This window comes from Sphingopyxis sp. JAI108, assembly GCF_013410105.1.
Taxonomy (GTDB): Bacteria; Pseudomonadota; Alphaproteobacteria; order Sphingomonadales; family Sphingomonadaceae; genus Sphingopyxis; species Sphingopyxis chilensis.
Genome location: NZ_JACCCJ010000001.1, coordinates 1,525,913 through 1,551,882, shown reverse-complemented (window position 1 = coordinate 1,551,882; position 25,970 = coordinate 1,525,913). Strand labels below are relative to the sequence as shown.

The 25,970-nt window shown below is 63.9% G+C and carries 23 protein-coding genes; 15 read left to right on the top strand and 8 right to left on the bottom strand.

Annotated elements, in window-relative coordinates; all coding sequences use genetic code 11:
* Positions 1-105 precede the first annotated feature (105 nt).
* A complete protein-coding gene (uvrA, locus tag HDC29_RS07480; RefSeq protein WP_179495827.1) occupies positions 106-3,000 on the top strand; it encodes an excinuclease ABC subunit UvrA in 2,895 nt (964 codons plus the stop codon).
* A 209-nt stretch (positions 3,001-3,209) separates the two neighbouring features.
* Here uvrA and HDC29_RS07475 read toward each other — a convergent pair whose 3' ends face one another.
* The 3 genes from HDC29_RS07475 to HDC29_RS19205 all read right to left on the bottom strand — a co-directional run bounded on the left by HDC29_RS07475 (position 3,210) and on the right by HDC29_RS19205 (position 4,705).
* A complete protein-coding gene (locus HDC29_RS07475; RefSeq protein WP_179495825.1) occupies positions 3,210-3,785 on the bottom strand; it encodes a hypothetical protein in 576 nt (191 codons plus the stop codon).
* 51 nt (positions 3,786-3,836) lie between these two features.
* Entirely contained in the window at positions 3,837-3,989 is a 153-nt protein-coding gene (locus tag HDC29_RS07470; RefSeq protein WP_179495823.1) for a hypothetical protein, read from the bottom strand.
* A 206-nt stretch (positions 3,990-4,195) separates the two neighbouring features.
* Complete coding sequence (locus HDC29_RS19205; RefSeq protein WP_257018095.1) at positions 4,196-4,705, bottom strand: putative quinol monooxygenase; 510 nt, start codon at positions 4,703-4,705, stop codon at positions 4,196-4,198.
* A gap of 93 nt (positions 4,706-4,798) precedes the next feature.
* On the opposite strand from HDC29_RS19205, the gene HDC29_RS07460 reads away from it, so the two are divergent.
* The 7 genes from HDC29_RS07460 to phoB all read left to right on the top strand — a co-directional run bounded on the left by HDC29_RS07460 (position 4,799) and on the right by phoB (position 13,499).
* Positions 4,799-7,246 (top strand): SIR2 family protein, encoded by a 2,448-nt coding sequence (locus HDC29_RS07460; protein WP_179495821.1) that lies wholly within the window; start codon positions 4,799-4,801, stop codon positions 7,244-7,246.
* Between the two features lie 150 nt (positions 7,247-7,396).
* Positions 7,397-8,458, top strand: a complete 1,062-nt coding sequence (locus HDC29_RS07455; RefSeq protein WP_179495819.1) for a substrate-binding domain-containing protein — start codon at positions 7,397-7,399, stop codon at positions 8,456-8,458.
* A gap of 172 nt (positions 8,459-8,630) precedes the next feature.
* The gene (gene pstC / locus HDC29_RS07450; RefSeq protein ID WP_179495817.1) at positions 8,631-10,007 is read left to right on the top strand and encodes a phosphate ABC transporter permease subunit PstC; all 1,377 of its coding nucleotides are present in this window, start codon (positions 8,631-8,633) and stop codon (positions 10,005-10,007) included.
* On the top strand, positions 10,000-11,256 hold the full coding sequence (pstA, locus tag HDC29_RS07445) for a phosphate ABC transporter permease PstA (RefSeq protein ID WP_179495815.1): 1,257 nt from the start codon (positions 10,000-10,002) through the stop codon (positions 11,254-11,256). Before pstC ends, pstA begins: the two co-directional genes overlap by 8 nt.
* A gap of 17 nt (positions 11,257-11,273) precedes the next feature.
* Entirely contained in the window at positions 11,274-12,056 is a 783-nt protein-coding gene (pstB, locus tag HDC29_RS07440; RefSeq protein ID WP_179495813.1) for a phosphate ABC transporter ATP-binding protein PstB, read from the top strand.
* Between the two features lie 25 nt (positions 12,057-12,081).
* Complete coding sequence (phoU, locus tag HDC29_RS07435) at positions 12,082-12,801, top strand: phosphate signaling complex protein PhoU (RefSeq protein ID WP_179495811.1); 720 nt, start codon at positions 12,082-12,084, stop codon at positions 12,799-12,801.
* Complete coding sequence (gene phoB / locus HDC29_RS07430; RefSeq protein ID WP_179495809.1) at positions 12,801-13,499, top strand: phosphate regulon transcriptional regulator PhoB; 699 nt, start codon at positions 12,801-12,803, stop codon at positions 13,497-13,499. The genes phoU and phoB overlap by 1 nt, the downstream gene beginning before the upstream one ends.
* Positions 13,500-13,794: 295 nt before the next feature.
* On the opposite strand, the gene HDC29_RS07425 is transcribed toward phoB, so the two are convergent.
* The gene (locus tag HDC29_RS07425) at positions 13,795-15,144 is read right to left on the bottom strand and encodes an OprO/OprP family phosphate-selective porin (RefSeq protein ID WP_179495807.1); all 1,350 of its coding nucleotides are present in this window, start codon (positions 15,142-15,144) and stop codon (positions 13,795-13,797) included.
* A 202-nt stretch (positions 15,145-15,346) separates the two neighbouring features.
* Here HDC29_RS07425 and HDC29_RS07420 point away from each other — a divergent pair, with 202 nt between their 5' ends.
* The 7 genes from HDC29_RS07420 to HDC29_RS07390 all read left to right on the top strand — a co-directional run bounded on the left by HDC29_RS07420 (position 15,347) and on the right by HDC29_RS07390 (position 22,730).
* Positions 15,347-16,249, top strand: coding sequence for an SDR family oxidoreductase (locus HDC29_RS07420; RefSeq protein ID WP_179495805.1), 903 nt, complete (start codon positions 15,347-15,349; stop codon positions 16,247-16,249).
* 61 nt (positions 16,250-16,310) lie between these two features.
* On the top strand, positions 16,311-16,964 hold the full coding sequence (locus HDC29_RS07415) for a DUF4328 domain-containing protein (protein ID WP_179495803.1): 654 nt from the start codon (positions 16,311-16,313) through the stop codon (positions 16,962-16,964).
* Positions 16,965-17,041: 77 nt separating this feature from the next.
* Complete coding sequence (locus tag HDC29_RS07410) at positions 17,042-18,115, top strand: hypothetical protein (protein ID WP_179495801.1); 1,074 nt, start codon at positions 17,042-17,044, stop codon at positions 18,113-18,115.
* 296 nt (positions 18,116-18,411) lie between these two features.
* Positions 18,412-19,122 carry a response regulator gene (locus HDC29_RS07405; RefSeq protein WP_179495799.1) on the top strand — a complete coding sequence of 237 codons (711 nt, stop codon included), beginning with the start codon at positions 18,412-18,414 and terminating at the stop codon, positions 19,120-19,122.
* Positions 19,119-20,438, top strand: a complete 1,320-nt coding sequence (locus HDC29_RS07400) for an ATP-binding protein (protein WP_179495797.1) — start codon at positions 19,119-19,121, stop codon at positions 20,436-20,438. The genes HDC29_RS07405 and HDC29_RS07400 overlap by 4 nt, the downstream gene beginning before the upstream one ends.
* 82 nt (positions 20,439-20,520) lie before the next feature.
* Positions 20,521-21,213: a carbonic anhydrase gene (locus HDC29_RS07395; RefSeq protein ID WP_179495795.1), complete on the top strand. Its 693-nt coding sequence runs from the start codon at positions 20,521-20,523 to the stop codon at positions 21,211-21,213.
* Between the two features lie 2 nt (positions 21,214-21,215).
* Entirely contained in the window at positions 21,216-22,730 is a 1,515-nt protein-coding gene (locus HDC29_RS07390) for a SulP family inorganic anion transporter (protein WP_179495793.1), read from the top strand.
* Positions 22,731-22,819: 89 nt separating this feature from the next.
* On the opposite strand, the gene HDC29_RS07385 is transcribed toward HDC29_RS07390, so the two are convergent.
* From HDC29_RS07385 to HDC29_RS07370, 4 genes are all read right to left on the bottom strand, one after another.
* The gene (locus HDC29_RS07385; RefSeq protein WP_179495792.1) at positions 22,820-23,167 is read right to left on the bottom strand and encodes a DUF2794 domain-containing protein; all 348 of its coding nucleotides are present in this window, start codon (positions 23,165-23,167) and stop codon (positions 22,820-22,822) included.
* Positions 23,167-23,880, bottom strand: coding sequence for a serine O-acetyltransferase EpsC (gene epsC / locus HDC29_RS07380; protein WP_179495791.1), 714 nt, complete (start codon positions 23,878-23,880; stop codon positions 23,167-23,169). Before epsC ends, HDC29_RS07385 begins: the two co-directional genes overlap by 1 nt.
* An 84-nt stretch (positions 23,881-23,964) precedes the next feature.
* On the bottom strand, positions 23,965-24,564 hold the full coding sequence (locus HDC29_RS07375; protein WP_257018094.1) for a hypothetical protein: 600 nt from the start codon (positions 24,562-24,564) through the stop codon (positions 23,965-23,967).
* Between the two features lie 28 nt (positions 24,565-24,592).
* Complete coding sequence (locus tag HDC29_RS07370; protein WP_179495790.1) at positions 24,593-25,969, bottom strand: pyruvate dehydrogenase complex E1 component subunit beta; 1,377 nt, start codon at positions 25,967-25,969, stop codon at positions 24,593-24,595.
* Position 25,970: the final 1 nt, after the last annotated feature.

Here is a 25,970-nt window from a genome sequence, read left to right as displayed (position 1 = left end):
GGAAAGCGACCGCATTGCAGCGGCGCACCCGACCGCCTATTTATGCTGTGAACAGGCGCGAACCGCTCTTGCGCCCCTAGAACAAATCTGGAACAAACCCCTCCCATGAGTCTTACCCATATTTCGGTGCGCGGCGCGCGCGAGCACAATTTGAAGGGCGTCGACGTCGACCTGCCGCGCGATGCGCTGATCGTCATCACCGGCCTGTCGGGATCGGGCAAATCCTCGCTCGCCTTCGACACCATCTATGCCGAAGGCCAACGGCGCTATGTCGAGAGCCTGTCGGCCTATGCGCGCCAGTTCCTCGAGATGATGCAAAAGCCCGATGTCGAGCATATCGACGGCCTCTCGCCGGCGATCAGCATCGAGCAGAAGACGACGTCGCGCAACCCGCGCTCGACCGTCGCGACGGTGACCGAGATCTACGACTATATGCGCCTGCTCTGGGCGCGCGTCGGCATTCCCTATTCGCCGACGACCGGCGAGCCGATCAGCGCGCAGACCGTGACCGACATGATCGACCGCGTGATGGCGTTGCCCGAGGGCACCCGCGCCTATCTGCTCGCCCCCGTCGTGCGCGGCCGCAAGGGCGAGTATAAGAAGGAACTCGCGCAGTGGCAGAAGGACGGCTTCACGCGCGTCCGCATCGACGGCGAATTCTACGAGATCGGCGAGGCGCCGGCGCTCGACAAGAAATACAAGCATGACATCGAGGTGGTCGTCGACCGCGTTGCCGTCCGTGAAGGCCTCGAAACGCGGCTCGCCGACAGCTTCGAGACCGCGTTGAAGCTGGCCGAAGGGCTCGCCTATGTCGACCTCGCCGACGGCCCGGTGCCGGGGCGCGAGGAAGAAGATACCGGCGGCGCGATGAAGGGCGCGGGCATCCCCCCGAACCGCCTGATCTTCTCCGAGAAATTCGCCTGCCCGGTCAGCGGATTCACGATCGCCGAGATAGAACCGCGGCTGTTCAGCTTCAACGCGCCGCAGGGTGCGTGCCCGGCGTGTGACGGGCTCGGCGAGCGGCAGGAGTTCGACCCCGACCTGGTCGTGCCCAACCATGCGCTGTCCCTGAAGAAGGGCGCGATCGTGCCGTGGGCCAAATCGAACCCGCCCTCGCCTTATTATATGCAGGTGCTCGAAAGCCTGGGCAAAGCCTATGGATTCGACCTGACGACGCCGTGGCAGGACCTACCGGGCGAGGTGCAACTGGTGATCCTCTATGGGAGCGGCGGCAAACCCGTCGAGCTGACCTTCAAGGACGGCAGGCGCAGTTACACGACGCACAAGGCGTTCGAGGGTGTGATCGGCAACCTCAACCGCCGCCTGCTCCAGACCGAAAGCGCGTGGATGCGCGAGGAGCTGAGCAAATATCAGGCGCCGCACCCGTGCGAGACGTGCCACGGCGCGCGCCTGCGCCCCGAACCGCTCGCGGTGAAGATCGCGGGCGAGAATATCAGCATGTCGGCGCAGCGCAGCGTCGCCGACGCGCTCGGCTGGTTCAGCACGCTCGACGAAAAGCTCAATGACACGCAGCGCCAGATCGCCAAGGCGATCCTGAAAGAGATCAACGAACGGCTCGGCTTCCTCAACAATGTCGGGCTCGATTACCTCAACCTCAACCGCACCAGCGGCACATTGAGCGGCGGCGAGAGCCAGCGCATCCGTCTCGCCAGCCAGATCGGCAGCGGCCTGTCGGGCGTGCTCTACGTCCTCGACGAGCCGAGCATCGGCCTCCACCAGCGCGACAACGACCGGCTGCTCGCGACATTGAAGCGCCTTCGCGACCTCGGCAACACCGTGATCGTCGTCGAGCATGACGAGGATGCGATCCGCCACGCCGATTATGTCGTCGACATGGGCCCCGGCGCGGGCCTCCACGGCGGCGAGATCGTTGCCGAGGGCACGCTTGAACAGGTGCTCGCGAACAAGAACAGCCTGACCGCGGCGTATCTGACCGGCGCGAAGAAGATCGAGGTGCCCAAGCACCGCCGCAAGGGCAATGGCTTCGACCTCGTGCTCAAGGGCGCGCGCGCGAACAACCTCAACAATGTCACCGCCAAGATCCCGCTCGGCACCTTCACCTGCGTCACCGGCCTGTCGGGCAGCGGCAAGTCGAGCCTGATCATCGACACGCTCTATGCCAGCGCCGCGCGCGTGCTCAACGGCGCGCGCATGATCGCGGGGCCGCACGACAGCCTGAAGGGGCTGGAGCATTGCGACAAGGTGATCGACATCGACCAGTCGCCGATCGGCCGCACCCCGCGATCGAACCCCGCGACCTACACGGGCGCCTTCACGATCATCCGCGACTGGTTCGCGGGGCTGCCCGAAAGCCAGGCGCGCGGCTACAAGCCGGGGCGCTTCAGCTTCAACGTCAAGGGCGGGCGGTGCGAGACCTGCACCGGCGACGGGCTGATCAAGATCGAGATGCACTTCCTGCCCGACGTTTATGTGACGTGCGAGACGTGCCACGGCAAACGCTACAACCGCGAAACGCTGGAGGTGAAGTTCAAGGGCCACAGCATCGCCGACGTGCTCGACATGACGGTCGAGGATGCGGCCGAATTCTTCAAGGCGGTGCCGTCGATCCGCGAGAAGATGGCGATGCTGGTGCGCGTCGGCCTTGGCTATATCAAGGTCGGGCAGCAGGCGACGACGCTGTCGGGGGGCGAGGCGCAGCGCGTCAAGCTGGCCAAGGAATTGTCGCGCCGCTCGACCGGGCAGACGCTCTATATCCTCGACGAGCCGACCACCGGGCTGCATTTCGAGGATGTGCGCAAGCTGCTCGAAGTGCTGCAACAGCTTGTCGACCAGGGCAACAGCGTCGTGGTGATCGAGCATAATCTGGATGTCATCAAGACCGCCGACTATATCCTCGACCTCGGCCCCGAGGGCGGGGTCAAGGGCGGCGAGATCGTCGCCGCGGGCACGCCCGAGCAGGTGGTGAAGGAGAAGCGCAGCTTCACCGGCCAGTATCTGGCGCCGCTCTTGGGGAAGTAGAGCCGAAACCCCCTCCCGTCAGCGAGGGGTTGGGAGCGTCCGTCGCCGTCCCGCGCCCAAACATGCCCTTTCCTAACCCCTCCCGCAGGCGGGCGGGGAACTCGATCGATGCCCCATCGGCAACAGCCGATCGAGCCGGTGTGGCCGGTGTGGCGGGACCGCGCTTTTTCGCCGGCACCGCGCATCGGGCGCGGCGCGCGCAGCGCCGATCAGGCCAGGGCCAGCAAGGTGCGCGCGAGCCGGGCGCCCGCGACGGGCGCGGCGAGCAGAATCAATATGATCGCGGCGCAACGCACGGGCACCGGGAACGGCGTCGCGGGGAGGCGCGCGTGCAGCCACCATGTCGCGGCCGCGACCCCCGCCACCAGCGGCAGCGCGATAGCCGACATGGCGGGGTTCCATATCCCCCCGACCTCTGAAAACAGCGTCTCGCGCGCCGGGATCAGGTCGGGGCCGCCCGCCTCCGCAAGGGTCCACGCGCCATATCCGACCGCAAACGCGACGAGCAGGAACAGGCCCCAGCCGATCAGCGTCCGGCGCAGCAGCGCCAGCCAGTCGACCCGCGCGCCACCCGCGAGCAGCGCGCCGCCGAGCAGCACCACCGTGACCGCGATGGTCGCGATCGCCGAGAGGGCGAGCAGTCGGGCCGCCCACAGCGCGGCGACCAGCCCCGCGGCCGGCGCGATGAAGATCAGCCCCTGCCACGGTCCGGATGGGTCATATGGGCGAAGGGAGCTGCCGCGCGGCGCCCCTTCCCCGCCCGAAACCCCGCGATGATCGATCATGAAAACCCCCTTCCCCGTAGGCGGCAAGTCAGCACCAGTCGCAGGTTCTTGTCAATATTCCGGCGATTTGCGCGAAGGCGCGCGCCAGCCGATCCGCACCTTGTGGCTCGCCTTCAGCGCCTTCGCCAGCCCGCCCAGCCCCTCGGCGAGCGTGAGGCCGAGGATCAGCCCGAACAGCGAAAAGATGAATTCGAACCCGCTCATATGCCCCCGCAATCAAGCTGTTGTCGTGCCCGGTGCGATCCGCGGCCGATCACCCTGCCCTCACGATCCCGCGCCCCCCATCAAGCCCGCGCCGGGGGGGGCCGCCCGCGCAACAATATTCCAAAGTTTACAAAGTTCACGCTCCCCTCGGGTATAATGATACCCGCCGCACGACGCGTGGACGAAAAACGGTGTGAGGAAGCCGACTATGCGAAAGAGCGGCGGCGACGCTGGCACGGCGCGATAATGTAGGACAGCGTTTTTTTGCGGAAGCCCGACCTGTGGTCATGCCGGTCTCGATCCGGCATCCACTGCCGCGACGTCGATGGACCCCGGATCAGGTCCGGGGTGCGGAAAAGCCCGTCCCGCAAGCGCGAGGGGTATATCACCCCATCAGCTTCGCGGTGATATCCTCGGCGGCATAAATCCGGATCACCGGCGGCTGCGGCGAGAGGGCGTGTATTTCGGCGACGAAGGCGGCGGATGCGGGCACCGCGATCCCGGATCAAGTCCGGGATGACGTGGGTGCGCACCGCGGCGATATCCGCCCACTCCTCGACAAAGACGAGGCGGTCGGGCTGCTCGACATCGACATGGCAGCGATGCGTCAGACACCCCGCCTCGCCGCGCGACCGCGCGCTATGCTCGGCGCCGAGCGCGATCCTGCGCTCGCGATGCTCGGGGGTCAGGATGACGTGGCCGGTGATGAGGATCATGCTGGTTTCCTCGCACTTAGCCTTGAGACGCCAATTTTAGATTTTCGCTCGGGTCCCACCGCTGCTATGCTCATATATTAATGTGGGGAGAACATGAAATTGACACCCGAGCAACTTGATCGACTTGCCGCGAGCCTAAGGGCCGGAGAATATAATCTGTTGTTGGGAGCGGCCGCGAGTCTTGGCTCGACAAATGCCGACGGGAAAACGCTGCCGCTGGCTGACGCGTATCGCGTCGAACTTTGCAAGCTAAAGGGCGCAAAGGAAGGTCATTCTCTTCAGAGAATTTATCAAACTCTTACAGCCGACGAAGTCGATCAGCACGTCACAGCAAGATTCTCTGGCTGCACACCTGGCCCCGCGCTTCGAGCTCTTCCCCTATTCCTTTGGAAGCGAATATTCACTTTAAACATTGATGATGCGCTGGAGGCAGCATACGCTAATGCTGATAGATATCAGATACCAAAAATATACAATTATCGAGATACATATGAGGAAAATGGCGATCGATCGAACGTCCAGATAGTTCATCTTCATGGGCACACTCAAAGACCCCAAGATGGATACATCTTCTCGAGGGACGCCTATTTCAACATAATCAAAACTTCGAATCCGTGGATGGTCAATCTATCCCATTTTCTCTCGTCTGAACCCTTTATAATTATGGGGTCGTCGTTAGATGAAACAGATTTGGACTATTTCCTTTCCTTAAGATCACAGTCAACATCCCGGTTGGATCGAGGACCTTCTATTCTTATTGAACCGTTCGGGGATATTGTAACAGATACAGAATGCGAACGCTTGGATTTGTTACGATATTCCGGTACATCAGAAGACTTTATAGAGTTCATAAGCTCGAGTGTTATAAATAGACCAAGACCTCAAGATCTAGTAACGGAAGATGAAAAGAGTATTTTTATCGAAGAGCCAACCGCTCACGATATCAGCAGCTTCTATTCAGATTTCGAAAAAGTCCCCGCTGCGACGGAGGCGAATGCCAACGATCCCAGATTCTTTTTCGGGCACGTTCCAAGTTGGAGCGATCTAACCCTCCAGTATGATATCTCTCGTCCAGTCAATAGCACGTTAGTCAGGGCCGTTGAGGACGCCTTCTCCGGCCGCTCAGATTCGCGATTGATATTCTTATCCGACCATGTTGGGGTCGGGAAATCCACGGCACTTCGTCGCGTGGGATTTGACTTCGCGCGTCAAGGCACCACCGTCCTGTCTTGTTCAGCACTGAGCCGCTTAGAGCCTCGGCTGACCGCTTCCATGCTGAACAATATCGCAGGTCGGTGCCTCGTCATAGTCGATGACTTTGCAGATCAGGTCTATTCAATTGAGGCAGTTTTGTCCCTTGCAGAAAAAAAGGATTTGGTTTTCCTGGCTGCAGAACGGTCTTATAGACGGAAATTTGTTACAGAAGTACTAACGGGAAAAGATTACTCAGTAAAACAGTCAGAAAAACTAAGTGATCGAGAAATGCGGCAATTAATTCAAACTTATGTTCAAGCCGGACTCGTTGGAGACAGCACGTTTATTGATGATGAAGCGTCATCAGTGGCTGCATTGAAGGACGATCCGATCGCAATCGCTTGCTGTCGTATAATGAACGATTTGAGGCCGCTTGATCGGATTGTTGAATCCCTTTTTCAGTTTGGAAATAAGGTTGATCGTGTAAGGTATTTGACGGCCGCCTTGGCACAGTATTGCACAAAGAGCGGCGTGAAATTTGATTTGCTGATCGCCTCGTCTTCGGGTGCAGGTATCAACCAGCAGTTCAATAATGCCCACCCCTTTCCGCTCACCCACGCTGAAGACAAAGCAAGAAATTACGTAATTCCACTCAATGGCACACTCGCAACTCGGATGCTGGAAGTGGCATCACAGGAAAATCAAGACGAGATGTTGAACGTGTTTATTAACCTCGGGAAAGCAGTAGCACCCCGCGTTAACAGGCGCACTATCGTTCAGCGGACGCCAGAAGCGAGGCTGGCCGCAAGGCTATTCGATCTTGATCAAGTAGTTGAAAAGTTTCTCAATGAAAAATCTATAGATTTTTACGAATCAGTTGAGGAAGAGTGGCGATGGAACTCCCGCTATTGGGAACAAGTTGCCTTGCTTAATCTTTACAAATATCAATCCACTGAAGAAATTTCAGAAGAATCTTTGGGGTACTTAAATTTGGCAGTTGGCCATGCCCGTCATGCTGTTTCGATCGAATACCATCCTCTAACGCTAACAACATTAGCAAAAATTCTTTTTTATCAAGCGATATCGATGGACGGCGATCAATCTATCGTTTCGGAAGCGATCGCTAGCATTCGCGAGGCTATATCGATGGAAGCTCAGCGCAATCGGTCGAGCGTTCACCCCTATGCCGTACTATTTCAAGGTATTCGGTCACTCCCGAGCAACGCCACCCTAAAGGACAGCGATGCATCAATGGTGAAGACCCATTTGGCTGAAGCAACCCGGAAGTTCCCGCGTGATAATGACATAATTGCCCTCGCCGCTGAAGTTACAGGATGGTTGCGGTAGAAAATCGAGATCTCATCCGCCAACTCCCATGACACTTATATGACACTTTCTGTCACATACACGTCACACAACGCGCCCAAATGGCCCTCAGCGAGTCGCTGCAGGGGTGGCGGCTTGGTTCGGTAACGACCCCTCTACAGGACATATTCCATGGCTCAGAAATTCGCCCCCCGCGTTCTTGGCGTCGCCGGCGCCGCCGTGTGCGCGCTGGCGCTTTCCGCGTGTCAGGATCAGGCCTCCTCGGGCGGCGGGGCGCGCGATTATATCAGCGCGGTCGGGTCGTCGACCGTCTATCCTTTTGCCACCGCGGTCGGCGAGAAGTTCGCCGAAGCGACGGGCAACAAGACGCCGAAGATCGACAGCACGGGCACCGGCGGCGGTTTCGAGCGTTTCTGCGCCGGCGTCGGCGGCGACACCGCGGACATTTCGAACGCATCGCGCCGCATGAAAAAGTCGGAATTCGACACCTGCCAGGCGAATGGCGTCAAGGACATCGTCGAAATCCAGATCGGCATCGACGGCATCGCGCTGGGCGAAGCGCAGCGCGGCCCCGGCTTCAAGCTGTCCGAGGAAGATGTCTACAAGGCGCTCGCCGCGAACCCCTATGGCAAGCCGAACACCGCAAAGACGTGGAAGGACGTGAACCCCGCCCTCCCCGCCGTCGCGATCTCGGTTTTCGGCCCGCCGTCGACCAGCGGCACTTACGACGCATTCAAGGAGCTGATCCTCGGCACCGGCTGCGACGCCAATCCCGAGATGAAGGCGCTGAAGGCCAGCGACAAGGACAAGCATGAGGCGACCTGCACGACGCTGCGCGGTTCGCCCTATTATGTCGAGCAGGGCGAGAATGATAACCTCATCATCTCGAAGCTCGACAAGAACCCGACCAGCCTTGGCATCTTTGGCTTTTCGTACCTCGATGCGAACAAGGACAAGATCAAGGCGGTGCCGATCCAGGGCGTCGCGCCGACCTATGCGGCGATCGCCGACGGCAGCTATCCCGGTTCGCGCCCGCTGTTCATCTATGTGAAGAAGGCGCATGTCGGCGTCGTCCCCGGCCTGGCCGAATATGTCGCCGAGTTCCTGAAGGGCGCGGGCGAAGGCGGCTATCTGGCCGCCAAGGGCCTGATCGTGTCGCCGAAGGATGTCGCCGACAAGGCGGCGGCGAACGGCACGGGCATGACCGCGCTGAACGGCGCCGAGCTGAAATAAGTTTCCTCCCGCTGGTGGCTGCGGCGGGTTCGCCCGTCCGGCCACCGTCTTTTTTATCGTCATTGCGAGCGAAGCGAAGCAATCTCCAGCAAGCGTCCAGCCATTTCGATAGCTGGAGATTGCTTCGTCGCTTCGCTCCTCGCAATGACGGGGATGGTTTGACGAGGACCATGTGACCTTTAACGCCGCCGCCCTTTTGCTTTTGATCGCGGGCCTCGCGCTGATCGGCTGGCTGGCCGGTCGCCAGCGGTCGAACCTGCTGGCGAGCCGCGCGGGCACCAAGCTCCATTCGCGTCCGCAATATCATGGCTGGTATGTCGCGCTGTGGCTGTTCGCGCCCGCCGCACTGTTCCTCGCCGTCTGGTCGTCGGTCTCGCCCGCGCTGATCACCGACCAGGTGCTGACGAGCGAGGCGGCGCAGAGCCTGCCGAGCTTTGGCTTCGAGCGCGGCGCGATCCTGTCGGATGCCCGTTCGGTCGCGCAGGGGCGGCAGGATGCGGTGCGGCTGCCCGCCGCGGCGCCGCTGGTGAAGCCCTATGCCGACGCGAGCCACAAATATGCGTGGATCGGCATCGCCGCGATGCTGGCGCTGGCGCTCGCGGGCGGGCTCTACGCCTTCACGCGCATCCGCCCCGATTTCCGCGCGCGAACGCGGGTCGAGCGGATCGTGATGGCGTTCCTGCTGCTCGCGTCGCTCGTCGCGATCCTGACGACATTCGGCATCGTGCTGTCGCTGCTGTTTGAATCGATCCGCTTCTTCCGGCTCGTCTCGCCCGCCGAACTCTTGTTCGGGACGACCTGGGCGCCGCAGAGCGGGGCGCCGCAGCCCGATACGTTCGGCGGCATCCCGCTGTTCTGGGGCACGGTGCTGATCGGTGCGATCATCGCGATGATCGTCGCGATCCCGATCGGGATGATGACCGCGGTCTACCTCACCCAATATGCCGCCCCGCGGGTGCGCCAGTGGGTGAAGCCGATCCTCGAGATCCTCGCGGGCGTGCCCACCGTCGTTTACGGCTATTTCGCCGCGCTGACTGTTGCTCCGGCCTTGCGCAATTTCGCGGTGATGATCGGCATCCCCAACGCCTCGACCGAAAGCGCGCTGGCTGCGGGTATCGTGATGGGGGTGATGATCATCCCCTTCGTCTCCTCGATGGCCGACGACAGCATCAACGCGGTGCCGCAGGCGATGCGCGACGGCAGCCTCGCACTGGGCGCGACGCCGAACGAGACGATCCGCCAGGTGCTGATCCCCGCCGCGCTGCCGGGCGTGATGGGCGGCATCCTGCTCGCGGTCAGCCGCGCGATCGGCGAGACGATGATCGTGGTGATGGCGGCGGGCCTCTCCGCCAACATGACCGCCAACCCCTTCGCCAGCGTCACCACGGTGACCGCGCAGATCGTGAAATTGCTGACCGGCGATCAGGAGTTCGACAGCGCCAAGACGCTCGCCGCCTTCGCGCTGGGGCTCGTGCTGTTCGTCGTGACGCTGCTGCTCAACATCGTCGCCCTGCGCATCGTCAAAAAGTATCGCGAAGCTTATGAATAGGGAAACCGCCCCCACCGACTGGAAAGGCACCGTGATGCAAAAGCGCATCGCGGGCCGCTACGCCGCCGAACGCCGCTTCAAGCTGATGGGGCTGGGAGCGGTGCTGCTCTCGGGCGCCTTCCTCGCCTTCCTGCTGTTCGTGATGGTCGGCAATGGCGCGCGCGGCTTTACCTATACGCATGTCGCAGTGCCGATCGATTTCAAGGCGACGCCGCTGACCGTCGACACGTCGCGGCTTGGCGATGCCGACGCCGATCAGGTGATCGCGAATGCGGGGCTGGCCGACATCGTCGCCTTTGCCGCCGACGAGGCGCTGGGCGACGGCGGGGCCGAGCTGATTTCGGAGAATGCGTGGAAGGAAGTGCGCAGCGAGATCAAGGCCGACCCCGAACTCCTGAACGGCAAGACGGTGTTCGAACTGCCCGCGTCTTCGGCGGTCGACATCATGGCGAAAGACGGCGCGCGCGGCGAACTGGGCGCGCGGGTCGATGCGCTGGAGCGTGACGGCAAGCTGGGGACCGGCATCCACTGGCCCTTCTTCAAGAACGCCGACGCCACCGACCCCGCGGTCGCGGGCATATGGGGCGCGCTCAAGGGGTCGGTGCTGACGATCTTCATCGCCTTCCTGATCGCCTTTCCCACGGGGGTGCTCGCGGCGCTGTATCTCGAAGAATATGCGCCGAAGAACCGCTGGACCGACCTGATCGAAGTGTCGATCAACAATCTGGCCGCGGTGCCCTCGATCATCTTCGGCCTGCTCGCGCTCGCGGTGTTCATCAACTGGTTCGGGCTTTGCCAGGCGAGCCCGCTCGTCGGCGGGCTGACGCTCGCGCTGATGACGATGCCGGTGATCGTGATCGCCAGCCGCAACGCGATCAAGTCGGTGCCGCCGTCGATCCGCGACGCCGCGCTGGGCGTCGGCGCCAGCCCCGTGCAGGTGGTGTTCCACCATGTCCTGCCGCTCGCGTTGCCCGGCATTCTGACCGGCACGATCATCGGCATGGCGCGCGCGCTGGGCGAGACCGCGCCGCTGCTCCTCGTCGGGATGCGCGCCTTTATCGGCGACGTTCCGGGCGGCATCTGTTCGCCCTCGACCGTGCTGCCGATGCAGATCTTCCTCTGGTCGGACGAAGTCGACCGGGGCTTTGTCGAGAAAACCTCCGCCGCGATCATCGTGCTGCTTATCGTGCTGCTGTCGATGAACGCCTTTGCGATCTATCTTCGCAACAAATTCGAAAAACGCTGGTGAAGCTGACAGGCATGATCATGACCCAAGAAGACCTGACCATTACCGACCCGAAGATGAAGGCGCACGGCGTCAACGTCTTCTATGGCGAGAAACAGGCGATCAACGACGTGTCGATCGACGTCGGCACCGACCTCGTCACCGCCTTCATCGGCCCCTCGGGCTGCGGCAAATCTACCTTCCTGCGGTCGCTGAACCGCATGAACGACACGGTTGCGAGCGCGAAGGTGACCGGCCGGATCGAACTCGACGGCGAGGATATCTATGCGCCGTCGATGGACGTCGTCCAGCTGCGCGCGCGCGTCGGCATGGTGTTCCAGAAACCGAACCCCTTCCCCAAGTCGATCTATGACAATGTCGGTTACGGCCCGCGCATCCATGGCCTTGCGCCGTCGAAAGCCGACCTCGATGTCATCGTCGAACGCGCGCTGGTGCGCGCCGGCCTGTGGGACGAGGTCAAGGATCGCCTCCAGGAAAGCGGCACCGCCTTGTCGGGCGGCCAGCAGCAGCGCCTGTGCATCGCGCGCGCGATCGCGGTCGATCCCGAAGTCATCCTGATGGACGAGCCCTGCTCGGCGCTCGACCCGATCGCGACGGCAAAGATCGAGGAGCTGATCCACGAACTGCGCGGCAAATATGCTATCGTGATCGTGACGCACAACATGCAGCAGGCGGCCCGCGTGTCGCAGCGCACCGCCTTTTTCCACCTCGGGACGTTGGTCGAATATGGCAAGACCACCGACATCTTCACCAACCCGAAGCAGGAACGCACCAAGGACTATATCACCGGCCGTTACGGTTGATCCGTAGCGCAACAGGACAGTGAAGATGGCACTAACGAACGATCATACGGTCAAAGCCTTCGACGAAGACCTCAACCGCCTGCGCGGGCTGATCAGCGAAATGGGCGGCCGTGCCGAACAGGCGCTGCTGCAGGCGATGGCGGCGCTCCACAAGGGCGACCTCGACCTCGCTGCCCAGGTGGTGCGCGACGACAAGAAGATCGACGCGCTGGAGGCCGAGGTCGAACAGCTGGCGGTGCAGACGATCGCGCTGCGCGCGCCGATGGCCGATGACCTGCGCGAAATGATCGCGGCACTGAAAATCGTGTCGGTGGTCGAACGGATCGGCGACTATGGCAAGAACATTGCCAAGCGCGTCGCGCTGATGGACCAGACGCGGGCGATCGAGGCGATCCCGCTGCTGATGTCGATGTCGAACATCGTCGCCGAACTGATCCACGACGCGCTCGACAGCTTCGCGGCGCGCGACGCCGAGCTGGCGATCCGCGTGACCGTCCGCGACAAGAATGTCGACGATTTCTACAACAGCATCTTTCGCACGCTCGTCACCTTCATGATGGAAAATCCGAAATATATTTCGGAAAGCGCGCACCTGCTGTTCGTCGCCAAGAACCTCGAGCGCATGGGCGACCATGCGACGAACATCGCCGAGATGGTCTATTATGTCGTGACCGGCGAGCGGATGGAGGAACGCGAGCGCGGCGAACAGCCCGAAGATGGCGCCGCGGAGCAGGAGCAAGGCTGATGCCGCAGCCCGACCTGCTGCTCATCGAGGATGACGAGGCAATCGCCGAGCTCATCGTCTGGCATTTCGCACGCGAAGGTTTTTCGGTCCGGCAGACGCCCGACGGCGAACAGGCGCTCGTCCTGGTCGAGGAACGCGTGCCCGACATCGTCTTGCTCGACTGGATGATCGAAAGCCTGCCCGGCATCGAGGTTTGCCGGCGCCTGCGCCGCAACCCGAAATCGGCGAACGTCCCGATCATCATGCTCACCGCGCGCGGCGAGGAAGAGGATCGCATTCGCGGGCTCGAGACCGGCGCCGACGATTATGTCACCAAGCCGTTCAGCCCGCGCGAACTGGTCGCACGCGTGTCGGCGGTGCTCCGCCGCCTGCGCCCCGCGCTCGCGGGCGAGATGCTGACCTATGCCGACATCGAACTCGACTCTGTCGCGCACAAGGTGGTGCGCGCGGGGCAGATCGTCGCGATGGGGCCGACCGAGTTCCGCCTGCTGCGCCATTTCATGGAGCATCCGGGCCGCGTCTTTTCGCGCGGGCAATTGCTCGACAGCGTGTGGGGGCAGGACAGCGACATCGAACTGCGCACGGTCGACGTCCATATCCGGCGTTTGCGCAAGGCGATCAACCTGCCCGGCACCAGCGATATCATTCGTACCGTGCGCTCGGCGGGTTACGCGCTGGATGCGGGGAAGAGCGTTTAAGCTGCGGGCGATCGGTATGGGCGGTTTCGACCGATTGCCGACATTGATCCTCCCGGTGGCGAAGCCATGGGGAGGTGGCAGCGCGAAGCGCTGACGGAGGCGGCTGATGGCGCGACGTCGCTGCCCCTCCACCACTCCCCTTCCCATCGCTGCACGACAGGGAGGATATTGCCTTCCGCGTCACCCCGGACTTGATCCGGGGTCCATGACTTCAGCGCCGCCGTGGATCCCGGATCAAGTCCGGGATGACGAAGTGGGGTGAGCGACCGTCCGCTTCCACCCCAAACCGACCTCTTCAGAACACGATCTGCGCGCGCGCGCCGACGCTGTCGACGCCATAATCGCGGTCGCCGCCGGCGGGGATGACCGCATCGTGATATTGCAGCCGTGCATAATTGACCATGAAACGCACATAATCGATCGGCGTCCAGATCAGCGACGCCATATAGCCGTCCTGCTGCCCGCCGACGATACCCGCGTCGTTGAGGTCGAGATGGTCGTAGCGCAGGTTGATCTGCCACGCACCCATCCCGCCGTCGCTGACCGGGTTCTTGACGTGGATTTCCTTGAACATGCCGTCCTTGTAGGCGCGCGTGTCGTCGGTCAGGAACAGCCCGGCCTCCACCGAACCGCCGAAGAATTGCGGATCTGCCAGGCCCGGACGATCGACCGACTGCCAGAAGGCTTCCGCCGCGCCGTGCAGGCGCCCGCGGATGAACGCCGCCTCGGCGCCGAAGCCGGTTTCCGCCTCGGCGTCCATATTGGGGGTAGCGATGAAGCGAATGTCGGCGCTGTGGACCAGCGGCCGCTGGCGGTAACGCACCGTGGGCACGGTATCGCCGAGCTTGCGCCAGTGCGCCGAGCCGCCGAAGTGCAGCTGGGTCTTGCCCGCCTTGGGCGCGTAGACGACGCGGCCGTCGAAGCTGTAGCCGTCGTTCCCGCTATCGAGCGCGGTGAAATTGTCGGTGAAGACGCCGCCCTGCAACAGCAGCGCGCCGGTCGAATATTCGGCCGAAACACCCGCACGCCGGATGAAGTTGAAGGCGTCGGTAAAGGCGGCGCGCTCGATGAAGCTGGTGTCGTTGCTGCTCGACAATTCCTCGAGCCCCTGGAAGGTGTTGTGCTGCCCCACGGTCAGCTTCAGCGGCCCGTCCTGATAAGTCATGAACGCGTCGAGCAGCACGACATCGCTTTCGGCGAAATCGGCCTCGACCTTATAACCGAAGCCGCCGGGGATCGTCCCGCCGAAGCCCATGCGGATGCGGCGCAATTCGCTGGAAAAGCCGAGCGCGGGGTCGGCGATCGCGCCCGGTGCGCCGACGTGCACGGCATCGACCTGGACCCGCCCGCGCGGCTTGAAGCTCCAGCCGTCGGCGGTCTTGATCTCGGGCGCGCCCTTCCATTTGATCTGCGTCGCCGAAGCTTGGGGGGCGGGCGTCGAAGCCGGTGCCGGAGCCGATGTCGCGACGGGCGGAGGCGATGTCTGGTCGAGGCGCGTTTCGAGCGTTTCGACCTTGGCGCGAAGCGCCGCCAGCTCGGCGCGCAACGCGGCCGCCTCCTCGGCGCTCATCGCCTGGGCATGCGCCGTCGCCGGCAGGCTGAACATCGACGTCGCCAACAGGGCGGCGACAAGGGCGTGGCGCATGAACGAAAGCTCCATTGCGAAAAGGTGACTGTCCGATGGCGCTATTATTGCTGATATATGACAATCCAGCGTCACTGACATGACAATTTGGTTGCAAACGATGTTTTTCCGTGGCGCGCATCCCCCTTGCCTGTCCGTGATGAACAGCTAAGGACGGTCGCGTTTTTATTGGCAACTTTTCAGCCTATTCCGGGAGACCATCATGACGATCAAATTTGACGGCCGCGTTGCCATTGTCACAGGCGCCGGCGGCGGCCTGGGCCGCGCCTATGCGCTGGAACTTGCGCGGCGCGGCGCGAAAGTGGTGGTCAACGATCTCGGCGGTTCGCGCGACGGGACGGGTCATTCGGATGCCGCGCTTCAGGTCGTCGAGGAAATCCGTAGCGAGGGCGGCACCGCGATCTCGAACGGCGGCAGCGTCACCGAATATGAGCAGATGGTCGAGATGGTCGCACGCGCGAAGGAAGAATGGGGCGGCGTCCATGTCCTGATCAACAACGCCGGCATCCTGCGCGACAAGAGCTTCGCCAAGATGGAGCCCGCCGATTTCGACCTGGTGCTGAAGGTTCATGTGTCGGGCAGCGCCAATGTCACCAAGGCGTGCTGGGAAACGATGCGCGAGCAGGCCTATGGCCGCATCCTGATGACCGCTTCGTCGACGGGCCTTTACGGCAATTTCGGCCAGGCCAATTACGGCGCGGCGAAGCTGGGCCTCGCGGGGCTGACCAAGACGCTCCACCTCGAAGGCGCGAAATATAATATCCGCTGCAACACGATCGCGCCGGTCGCGGGCACGCGGATGACCGAGGACATCTTCCCTGCCGAACTGTTCGAGAAATTCACGCCCGAGAACGTCGTCCCGGCCGCGCTTTATCTCGTCAGCGAGGATGCGCCGACCAACATGATCGTCGGCGCGGGCGCGGGCGCGTTCCACGCCGCCTATGTCACCATGACCCCCGGCGTCGCGCTGCCCGAAGGCGAACGCACGCCCGAAGGCGTCGCCGCGGCGTGGGAGAAGATCATCGACCGCAATGGCGAAACCGTCCCGCAATCGGGCAGCGAGCAGTCGATGAATGTCATGAAGGCATTGATGGCGCTGGGCTGACGCTTATACGTCTTTCCGCATGGGGCGCCGGAGCGGCGCGTCCCGTGCGGGGGATTGATATATGGCGGAGATGAGCCTCGGTGACGGGATCGACCTGCTTCAGCGGCGGGCGAGGATCGTCGAGGTGATGCTGATCGGCGGACTGTTGGTGAGCGTTGCGACGCTCGCCGGCCAGATCGCCGAACGCAATGGCATCATAAGCCTCGAAAGCGAACAACTGACACAGGCCGAGATGCTTTATGGCCTGGTCATCCTCAGCTACATGCTGTTGCTGATCGCGACCTATGTCGTCTTCAGCCTGTGGATTTACCGCGCCGCAGCGAACATCGTCGCCGCCCAAACCGTGGGCTTCGATTATAGCCCGGGCTGGGCGGTGGGATGGCTGTTCGTACCGATCGCCAACCTGTTCAAACCCTATGGCGCGATGCGGCAGATCTACAACGCCAGCCATGGCCGCGACGCCAATTCCATCGACGAAGGCAACTGGCTGCTCCGCGCGTGGTGGGCCGCCTGGCTGGTCATGAGCATCGCCGGCAACATTTCCTTCCGGTTGAGCCTGCGTGCCGACACGCCCGAAGAGGTCCGGACGGCGCTGGAAATCGATGCAGCTTCCACCGCCACCGGCCTCGTCCTTTACCCGCTTGCCTATCTGCTGGTGAAGCGGATTACCGCCGCGCAGAAAGAGCGGCTGACCTCGGCGCAGATCTTTGCCTGATTTATTGTGTTGCGACACTAATACAGTTCTGCTAGAAGCGCCTTGGGGCAAGGGGATCGGACAGAAGGACGACCCCGATGTATAGTGAAAGCGACCTGCAAGCTGCGGTCGATGCAAAGGTATTGACGCCGGAGGCCGCATTGGCATTCCGCTCGCATATCGCATCGGTGCGCGCCGCCCCCGGAGCGGATGAGGAATCATTCCGCCTCATCACCGGCTTCAACGATATTTTCGTCAGCATCGCGGCTGTCATCCTGCTCGTCGCGGTGGGCTGGATCGGCGCGTCGATCCATACTGCGCTCGGTGGCGCCTTCGTCGCCGCGTCAGCGTGGTTCCTCGCCGAATATTTCACCCGCAAACGCCGCATGGCACTCCCCAGCATCGTTCTCGTCCTCGCCTTTGCCGGCGGTGTCTTCGCGACGATGGTGGGCTTCCTCGTCCGTCATGGCGAGGATATTTTCGGGCACAGTCCCAGCGAAACCGTCGGCGCGATCCTGATCGGCGCGATGGCGATGGTCACCGCCGGAGCGGCCTGGGCGCACTGGAAGCGCTTCATGGTGCCGATCACCGTCGCCGCCGGGACCGCCGCGCTCGCCGCGACCGCGGTGGCGCTCGTGCTCGCGATCACCGGAATGCCCAGCCCCGACGGCACGCTGCCGATGGTGCTGGTGCTGATCGCCGGGATCGGCGTCTTCACGCTCGCCATGTGGTGGGACCGCAGCGACCGCGTGCGCCAGACGCGCCGCAGCGACGTCGCCTTCTGGCTCCACCTGCTCGCGGCGCCGATGATCGCGCACCCGATCTTCCATCTGCTCGGCGTTACCGACGGGGGCAATATCGGCAGCGGTGCAGCGGTTCTGGTGATCGGCGTCTATATTCTCTTCGGCCTGATCGCGCTGGCGATCGACCGCCGCGCGCTGCTCGTCTCCGCCCTCGCCTATGTGCTCTTCGCGCTGACCGAGCTGTTCCGCACCTTTGGCGCGGTCGAGCTGAATGTCGCGCTGACGGCATTCGTGATCGGGTCGGCGCTGCTGCTGCTTTCGGCCTTCTGGCAGAACGCGCGCGCGGTGGTTGTCGGCCTGCTGCCCGACCATCTGGCGAACCAGTTGCCGGCGACCCTTCGCACGGCGGGTGCGGCCGCACACGGATAGGCGATCCGAACGGCACGCCGGTTTCCTTACCTGGAAGCCGGTTTTCGGGGGCCCCGGCCGGATGGTCGGGGCCCCTTTCGTTGCGCCCGCGCCAAGCGCCGGGCGCGGGGAAACGATTCGCCCCCTTGCCTGAACGGTGAGGCACGATAAGAGAGGCGCGGATCCGCAGGGCCGTGCATCCTGTGGACCGCGTATTCGCCAGGCCCGAACGGCAAGGCGTCGCTGCACTTTCGCAAACCGGCACGGACGGGCGGGTCCGGGCCAAGGAATTTGAAGCCCCTCTCCCAGGTGAAGCAATGACACCGCCGAACATATTGATGGTGGAGGATGATCCTCCGATCCGAACCCTGACCGCGCGCGCGCTGCAGGAACATGGTTATATCGTTCGCACCGCCGGCACCGCGCCGCAGATGTGGGACGCGCTGCGCGCGGCCCCCGCCGACCTGCTGCTGCTCGACATCATGCTGCCCGGCACGTCGGGAATCGACATCTGCCGCGAAGTGCGGCGGACGAGCGACGTCCCGATCATCTTCCTGTCTGCGAAAGGGACCGAGACCGACCGGATCGTCGGCCTCGAACTCGGCGCCGACGACTATCTCGCCAAACCCTTCGGCGTCCGGGAACTGGTCGCGCGCGTCCGCGCGGTGCTGCGGCGCCACGCGATCGAGCGGCCGCAGGCGGACCGCGAGCGCGGCCAGATCCGCTTCGACGGCTGGACCGCCGACCTGCCGCGGCGCCAGCTGACCTCGCCCGGCGGCGCCGCGGTCGAACTGACGGGCGCCGAATTCGACCTGCTGGTCAGCCTGTGCGACAACGCCCAGCGCGTGATCGCGCGCGAGCGATTGATCGAACTGTCGCGCACCCGCCTCGGCGACAGTTCGGACCGCAGCATCGACGTTCTGATCAGCCGCCTGCGACGCAAATTGTCGAGCCCCGGACAGCCCGCGCCGATCGTGACCGTTCGCGGCATCGGCTATATGCTGAACGTCCCGGTGGAGCGGCTTTGAGCCTGTTCGAAAAGCGGGGCTTCGGCCTGTTCGGGCAGATCGTCGCGATCCTGTTCGCCGCGGTGCTGCTCGAAAGCGCCGCAAGCATCTTTCTCTATGAGCGCGCGAGCCAGTTTTCGATCAACGGCGACAAGGCGCGGCGGCTTGCCGAGCATCTCGTCCTGTCGGGCAAGCTGATCGAGGAAGCACCGCGATCCGAGCGCGATACGGTGGCGTCGGAACTCACGACGACGCGCTATCATCTCGTCTGGCAGGACCGGCTGGTCAATCCGCCGCCGGTGTCGCCGAAACTGAACCAGATCACGCGCCAGATCCTTGCCTGGGAACCTGATATACAGGAACGCGACCTGCGCCTCTATCTCCAGTCGCCGGGGCTCCACAGCACGATATCGGGCGCGATCCGGCTGAATGACGGCAGCTGGGTCAGTTTCAGCGCGCGCGACCATATCCGCCAACTCGACCTGACGCTCGGCCGAACGCTCCAGACGCTGGTCCCGGCCGTCGCGCTCGTGCTGCTTGCCAGCCTGTTGATCCGGCACACGCTGCGCCCGCTCCGCGACCTCCAGCGCGCGGCCGAAACGATCGGCCAGCGCGATTTCGTCGATGTCCCGATGCGCGGCCCGGCCGAGGTGCGGAGCGTCATCGGCGCCTTCAACGACATGCAGCACCGCATCACGGCGATGATCGCCGACCGGACGCAGGCGCTCGCGGCGGTGGGGCACGATTTTCGCACCCCGCTCGCCCGGCTCAGGCTGCGCGCCGACAGCATCGCGGACCCGGCCGTCGAAGCGGCGATGGAGCAGGATATCGGCGAGATGGAGCGGATGATCGACTCGCTGCTCGCTTATCTTTCGGGCGACATCGACAATCCGACCGAGCCCGTGGCGCCGACCGACATCGCGGTCCTGTGCGCGACCGCCGCCGACGAGGCGAGCGACCGGGGACATCGCGTCCGCTATGCCGGGCCCGACCATCTGGTGCTGTCGGTGCACGGTATCGCGATCAAGCGCGCGCTCCTCAACCTGCTCGGCAATGCACTGCGCTTCGGGGACGAAATCGAGGTGCGGCTGCGTAGCGGCGGCCGGACGATCGAAATAGAAGTGGCCGACGACGGCCCCGGCATTCCCGAACATCTGCGCGAAGAAGCCGTCCAGCCCTTTGCCCGGCTCGACAGCGCTCGGACGCGCGACACCGGCGGTTTCGGGCTCGGCCTGTCAATCGTCGAGCGCATCGCGCGGATGCACGGCGGCTCGCTCGAGCTTGGCCAGAGCCATCTCGGCGGTTTGGCCGCACGCCTGCGTCTTCCCGCCGCCTGAGAAACATTTCGTTACATTAACGCTGCACCGCAGCAAAGTTCGATCGCCATGTGCGTGAAACCAACCAGCAAGGAGTGGTTTCATGAACGACCTTATCGGACGCGTGTTCGATTTCGAAAAGCGCGTCTTCCCCAGCCGCAACGACCTGTTCGCCAAGCTCGTCGCCGACGGCCAGAGCCCCAAGGCGCTGATGATCTCCTGCGCCGACAGCCGCATCGTGCCCGAACATATCATGCAGGCCGAACCCGGCGACCTGTTCGTCTGCCGTAACGCCGGCAACATCGTCCCGCCCTTTGCGACGCAGAACGGCGGCGTGTCGTCGACGGTCGAATATGCCGTCGCCGCGCTCGGCGTGCGCGACATCATCGTCTGCGGCCATTCGGACTGCGGCGCGATGAAGGCGCTGATGAACCCGCACATGACCGAAGGCATGCCCAATGTCGCGGCCTGGCTGCGCCACAGCCACGCCGCCGAGCATGTCGTGCGAACCGGCTATTCCGACCTTGACGATGCGGGCCTTGTCCGCGCCGCAAGCCTGGAAAATATCGTCGTCCAACTCGCCCACCTGCGCACCCACCCGTCGGTCGCCGCCGGCATCGCGCGCGGCGAGATTTCGCTGCACGGCTGGTTCGTGGACATCCACCTCGGCGCGGTGATGGGGCTTGATGGCGCCAGCGGCCAGTTCGTGCCGATCCGCGACGAGGATCCGTTGCCCGTGGCGCTTGCAGCGGGCCAGCGCCTTGCGATGCACGCAGGTCAGGCGAAGGCCGCCTGATCATGGCAAGCCAGGCTCTCCCCGCCAGCTCGGCCAGCGGCTTTTCGCGCGATTTCGCGGCGTCGATCGTCGTGTTTCTCGTCGCGATGCCGCTGTGCATGGGCATCGCCGTCGCATCCGGCCTCCCGCCCGAAAAAGGCCTGATAACGGGCATTATCGGCGGAATCGTCGTCGGTGCGATCGCCGGATCGCCGCTCCAGGTCAGCGGCCCTGCCGCCGGCCTTGCGGTGATCGTTTTCGAATTGATCCGTACGCAAGGGGTCGAGGCACTCGGCCCCATCCTGCTCATCGCGGGGGCGGTCCAGCTGATTGCCGGCGTGATGAAACTGGGCGGCTGGTTCCGCGCGATTTCGCCCGCCGTCGTGCACGGGATGCTCGCGGGCATCGGCGTGCTGATCGTTATCGGCCAGTTCCACGTCCTGTTCGACGCCAAACCGCTGGCCAGCGGGCTTGAAAATATCGCCGCCATGCCGGGACGCCTGCTCGGGCTCGATCCCGCCAGCCCCGGCGGCGCCGAGCTCGCGCTGCTGATCGCCGGCATCACGATCGGCGTCATGATCGCATGGGAAAAATGGCGCCCCGAATCGCTGCGCCTCGTTCCCGGCGCCCTGCTGGGTGTCGTCGCGGGCACGGTCGTATCGCTGGTGCTGAACATGAATGTCGCGCGCGTCGAGGTGCCGGATTCGATCCTCGCCGCGATCACCCCGCCGGCGTCCTTCGCCGGCTGGCTGACGCCCGAAATCATCGCCGCCGCCGTCGCGGTCGCCTTCATCGCCAGCGCCGAGACGCTGCTGTCGGCAGCGGCGGTCGACAAGATGCACGACGGTCCGCGCAGCGACTTCAACAAGGAACTGCGCGCGCAAGGTGTCGGCAACATGCTGTGCGGCGGCGCGGGCGCGCTGCCGATGACGGGCGTCATCGTCCGCAGCTCGGCCAACGTCCAGGCCGGTGCGGTGTCGCGCCGCTCGACGATCCTGCACGGCGTCTGGATCCTCGCGTTCGTCGCGCTGCTGCCGTCGGTGATGCGCGCCATGCCGATGGCGACGCTGGGCGCGGTGCTCGTCGTGACCGGCTGGCGGCTGGTCAAGCTCGACCATGCGCGCGAACTGCTCAAGCACCATGGCGTGCTGCCGGTGGTGATCTGGGCGACGACGCTGGTGCTCGTGGTGGCGGTCGACCTGCTCACCGGCGTGATCGTCGGCATCCTCTTCTCGCTCGTCGAACTCATCCCCCATGTGCGCCGCCTGCGGCTCAAGGTGGATCATTCGGACAATGCGGAAGGCGCGCGCGTTCGCCTGTCGGGCGCGGCGACCTTTGTCCAGCTTCCCAAGCTGGAAGACACGCTGGGCGCGATCCCGCGCGACAAGCCGGTGACGATCGACTGCGGCCAGCTGTCGGGGCTCGACCACAGCTGCGCCGAATTGCTGCGCGACTGGGTCGAACGCCGCAAGGCGCACGGCAGCCCGACAGTGCTGCTGGGCGACGACAAAAGGCTCAGGCGCCTCGCGGCGGCCTGATCAAGAGCTCCCCTGCGGGCGGAGGAACGGGTGTGGGTCAGGCCAGGAAAAAAGACCTGATCCACACTCACCGTTCCGGGTCGTCGGCGTCAGTCCCCGACCAGCTTCATCAGCTTGCGTTCGACGGGCGCGAGCACATTGGCCAGCTCGTCGCCGCGTTTCAATATCGCCCCCGCTTCGGAGACAAGGGCCCACATGCCCTGCCGGCTCCGCAAGGCGGGGCGTTTTTCGATGCGATATTCGGGGCGTTCGGCGGCGCGGCGAAAGGCCGAGAAGATCGCGGCGTCACGGTGGAAATCCATCGCATAGTCGCGCCAATGCCCGGCGGCGACCATGCGGCCGTAAAGGTCGAGGATGCGCATGAGCTCGGGACGCTCGAAGCCGGTCTGAAGCGGTACCGTCCGATTATGGAACGGCAGGGGCGTCACCGTCCCCATCAGGCGCGATTCCGGGTCCCCTTGCGCCGCGGCGCTTCATCCTCTGCAATGTGGCGATCTTCGAGCAGCGCCTTGAGCTGCTTCTGCATCAGGTCGAGCTGGCATTGCAGCAGTTCGACCTTTTGCGTCGCGGGGTCGAAGGTTTCGCTGCATGGCGTGCCATAGGGCACGAATTCGCGCGCATATTCGGTCGCGTCGAGCAAAGTCGAGCGCGCCGGGATGCCGACCATCACCGCGCCCTCGGGCACATCCTTCGTCACCACCGCATTGGCGCCGACGCGCGCACGCGCGCTGACGGTGACGGGGCCGAGGATCTGCGCGCCCGAACCGACGATGACATCGTCGGCGAGCGTCGGGTGGCGCTTGCCACCGATGCCATTGGCGGGATCGGTGCCGCCGAGCGTCACGCCCTGATAGATTGAGACATTATCGCCGATCTCGGCAGTCTCGCCGATCACGACGCCGAAACCATGGTCGATGAACAGATGTCGACCGATCGTCGCACCCGGATGGATATCGATCGCGGTCAGGAAGCGCGAGAGGTGATTGACGAAACGCGCGAGGAAAAACAGCCGCGCCTCGAACAACCAGTGCGCGATGCGGTGCAGGCCCACCGCGAGCAGGCCCGGATAGAGGAGAATTTCCCAGCGCGACCGCGGCGCCGGATCGCGTGCCTTGATCGAATCGAGATAGGCGACCAGCCCGTTGAACATGCAGATGTCCCCTGCGACCCTATTTGTTCTGCCCAAGATAGATGGTCGGCGACGTCATTTCCACCCCCGCCGCATTTTTAGTGATCAGCGGCCGAAAAGCCCGATGCGCAGGAGCAGGAGCCCTTCGCCGCGCAAATCCCGCTTGCCATCGTGGCGCGCGATCGATCCGGCCCAGCGATCGAGCATCAGCAGCGCGCGGTTGCCGCCGAAGTGGCGCGGTGCCGGCGCCGCGCAGTTTTTGGCCTCGTCCAAAAGGCGCCGCGCGTCCGTTTCGGCCTCGACGATGCCGGCACCCCAAAGAAGGCCCCAGCGGCGAGCGCCCGCCTCCGTACCGCCGGAAAGCGCGAAGAGGTGCGTGCCGAAGCTTTCGGCCGCGGTGTGCCGCTCGGCATCGCTCTCGGCCAGCAACATCGCTTCGGCAGCATCGACGAGCGCGGCGAGCCCCCCCTGCCCCGCCCAGCTCGTCTGAAGCTCGGCAAGCAAAGGCTCGCCCTTGGGCAGCGCGGCGGGGTCATTCGCGAGCATCACCATCATGTCGCGCCACCAGGCGAGTTTGATCTGGCCGATCAGCGGTTCACGCGCGTCGATGAGCAGCTTCGTCAGCCGCGCGGCGAGCGCCCACAGCGCCGCCATGACCGCGCGCCGCGGGTGCGGCACGGCGACCATGACGCGCGGATCGCGCATGTCGGGGTAGAACGCCGTCTCCGGATCGTCAGGCGCGATTGAGGACCGCCTTGACCGCCTTCACGACGCGCGGCGTGTCGACGAGCGCGGCCTTTTCGAGATTGTTCGCATAGGGCAGCGGCACGTCCTCGTTGCACACGCGCATGACGGGCGCGTCGAGATCGTCGAAGCCATGCTCCATCGCGACCATCGCGAGTTCGCTGGCGATCGAGCAGACCGGCCAGCCTTCCTCGACGACGACGAGATGGTTCGTCTTCTTGAGGCTGGCGAGCACCGTGGCGGTATCGAGCGGACGCAGCGTGCGCAGGTCGATCACCTCGGCATCGATCCCCTCGCCAGCGAGCTGGTCGGCGGCTTCGAGCGCGAGACCGACGCCGATCGAATAGCTGACGATGGTGACGTCGCTGCCCTGACGCATGATCCGCGCCTTGCCGATCGGCAGGACGAAATCCTCGACGTCTGGAACCTCGAAGCTGCGACCGTAGAGCAGTTCGTTTTCGAGGAAGACGACGGGATCCTCGGTGCGGATCGCCGCCTTCATCAGCCCCTTGGCATCGGCGGCGTCATAGGGCGCGATCACGATCAGGCCGGGGACGCTGGCGTACCACGGTCCGTAGTTCTGGCTGTGCTGCGCGCCGACGCGCGCTGCGGCGCCGTTGGGGCCGCGGAAGACGATCGGACAGCGCATCTGGCCGCCCGACATATAGTTGGTCTTCGCCGCCGAGTTGATGATGTGGTCGATCGCCTGCATCGCGAAGTTGAAGGTCATGAACTCGATGATGGGCTTGAGGCCGCCCATCGCCGCCCCCGCGCCGAGCCCGGCGAAGCCATATTCGGTGATCGGGGTATCGACGACGCGGCTCGCGCCGAATTCCTGGAGCAGCCCCTGCGTGACCTTGTACGCGCCCTGATATTCGGCGACTTCCTCGCCCATCACGAAGACGCGGTCGTCGGCGCGCATTTCCTCGGCCATCGCGTCGCGCAGCGCTTCGCGGACGGTGAGTTTCACCATCGCGGTGCCTTCGGGGATCGCGGGATCCGAGGCACGCTCGGTAGCTGCGGGCTTTTCCGCCGCCGCAGCCGGAGCGGATGCGGGAGCCGGGGCTTCAACCTTGGGCTCGGGCGCGGCAGCAGGCGCGGGCGCCGGAGCGGCAGCCGCTTCGCCCTCGCCCGCGATCGTCGCGATCACGGTGCCGACCTTCACATTGTCGGTGCCCTCGGCGACCAGAATCTGGCCGATCGTGCCTTCGTCGATCGCTTCGAATTCCATCGTCGCCTTGTCGGTCTCGATCTCCGCGAGGATGTCGCCCGACTTCACCGTGTCGCCTTCCTTGACGAGCCACTTGGCGAGCGTGCCCTCTTCCATCGTCGGCGACAGCGCCGGCATCTTCAATTCGATGGCCATC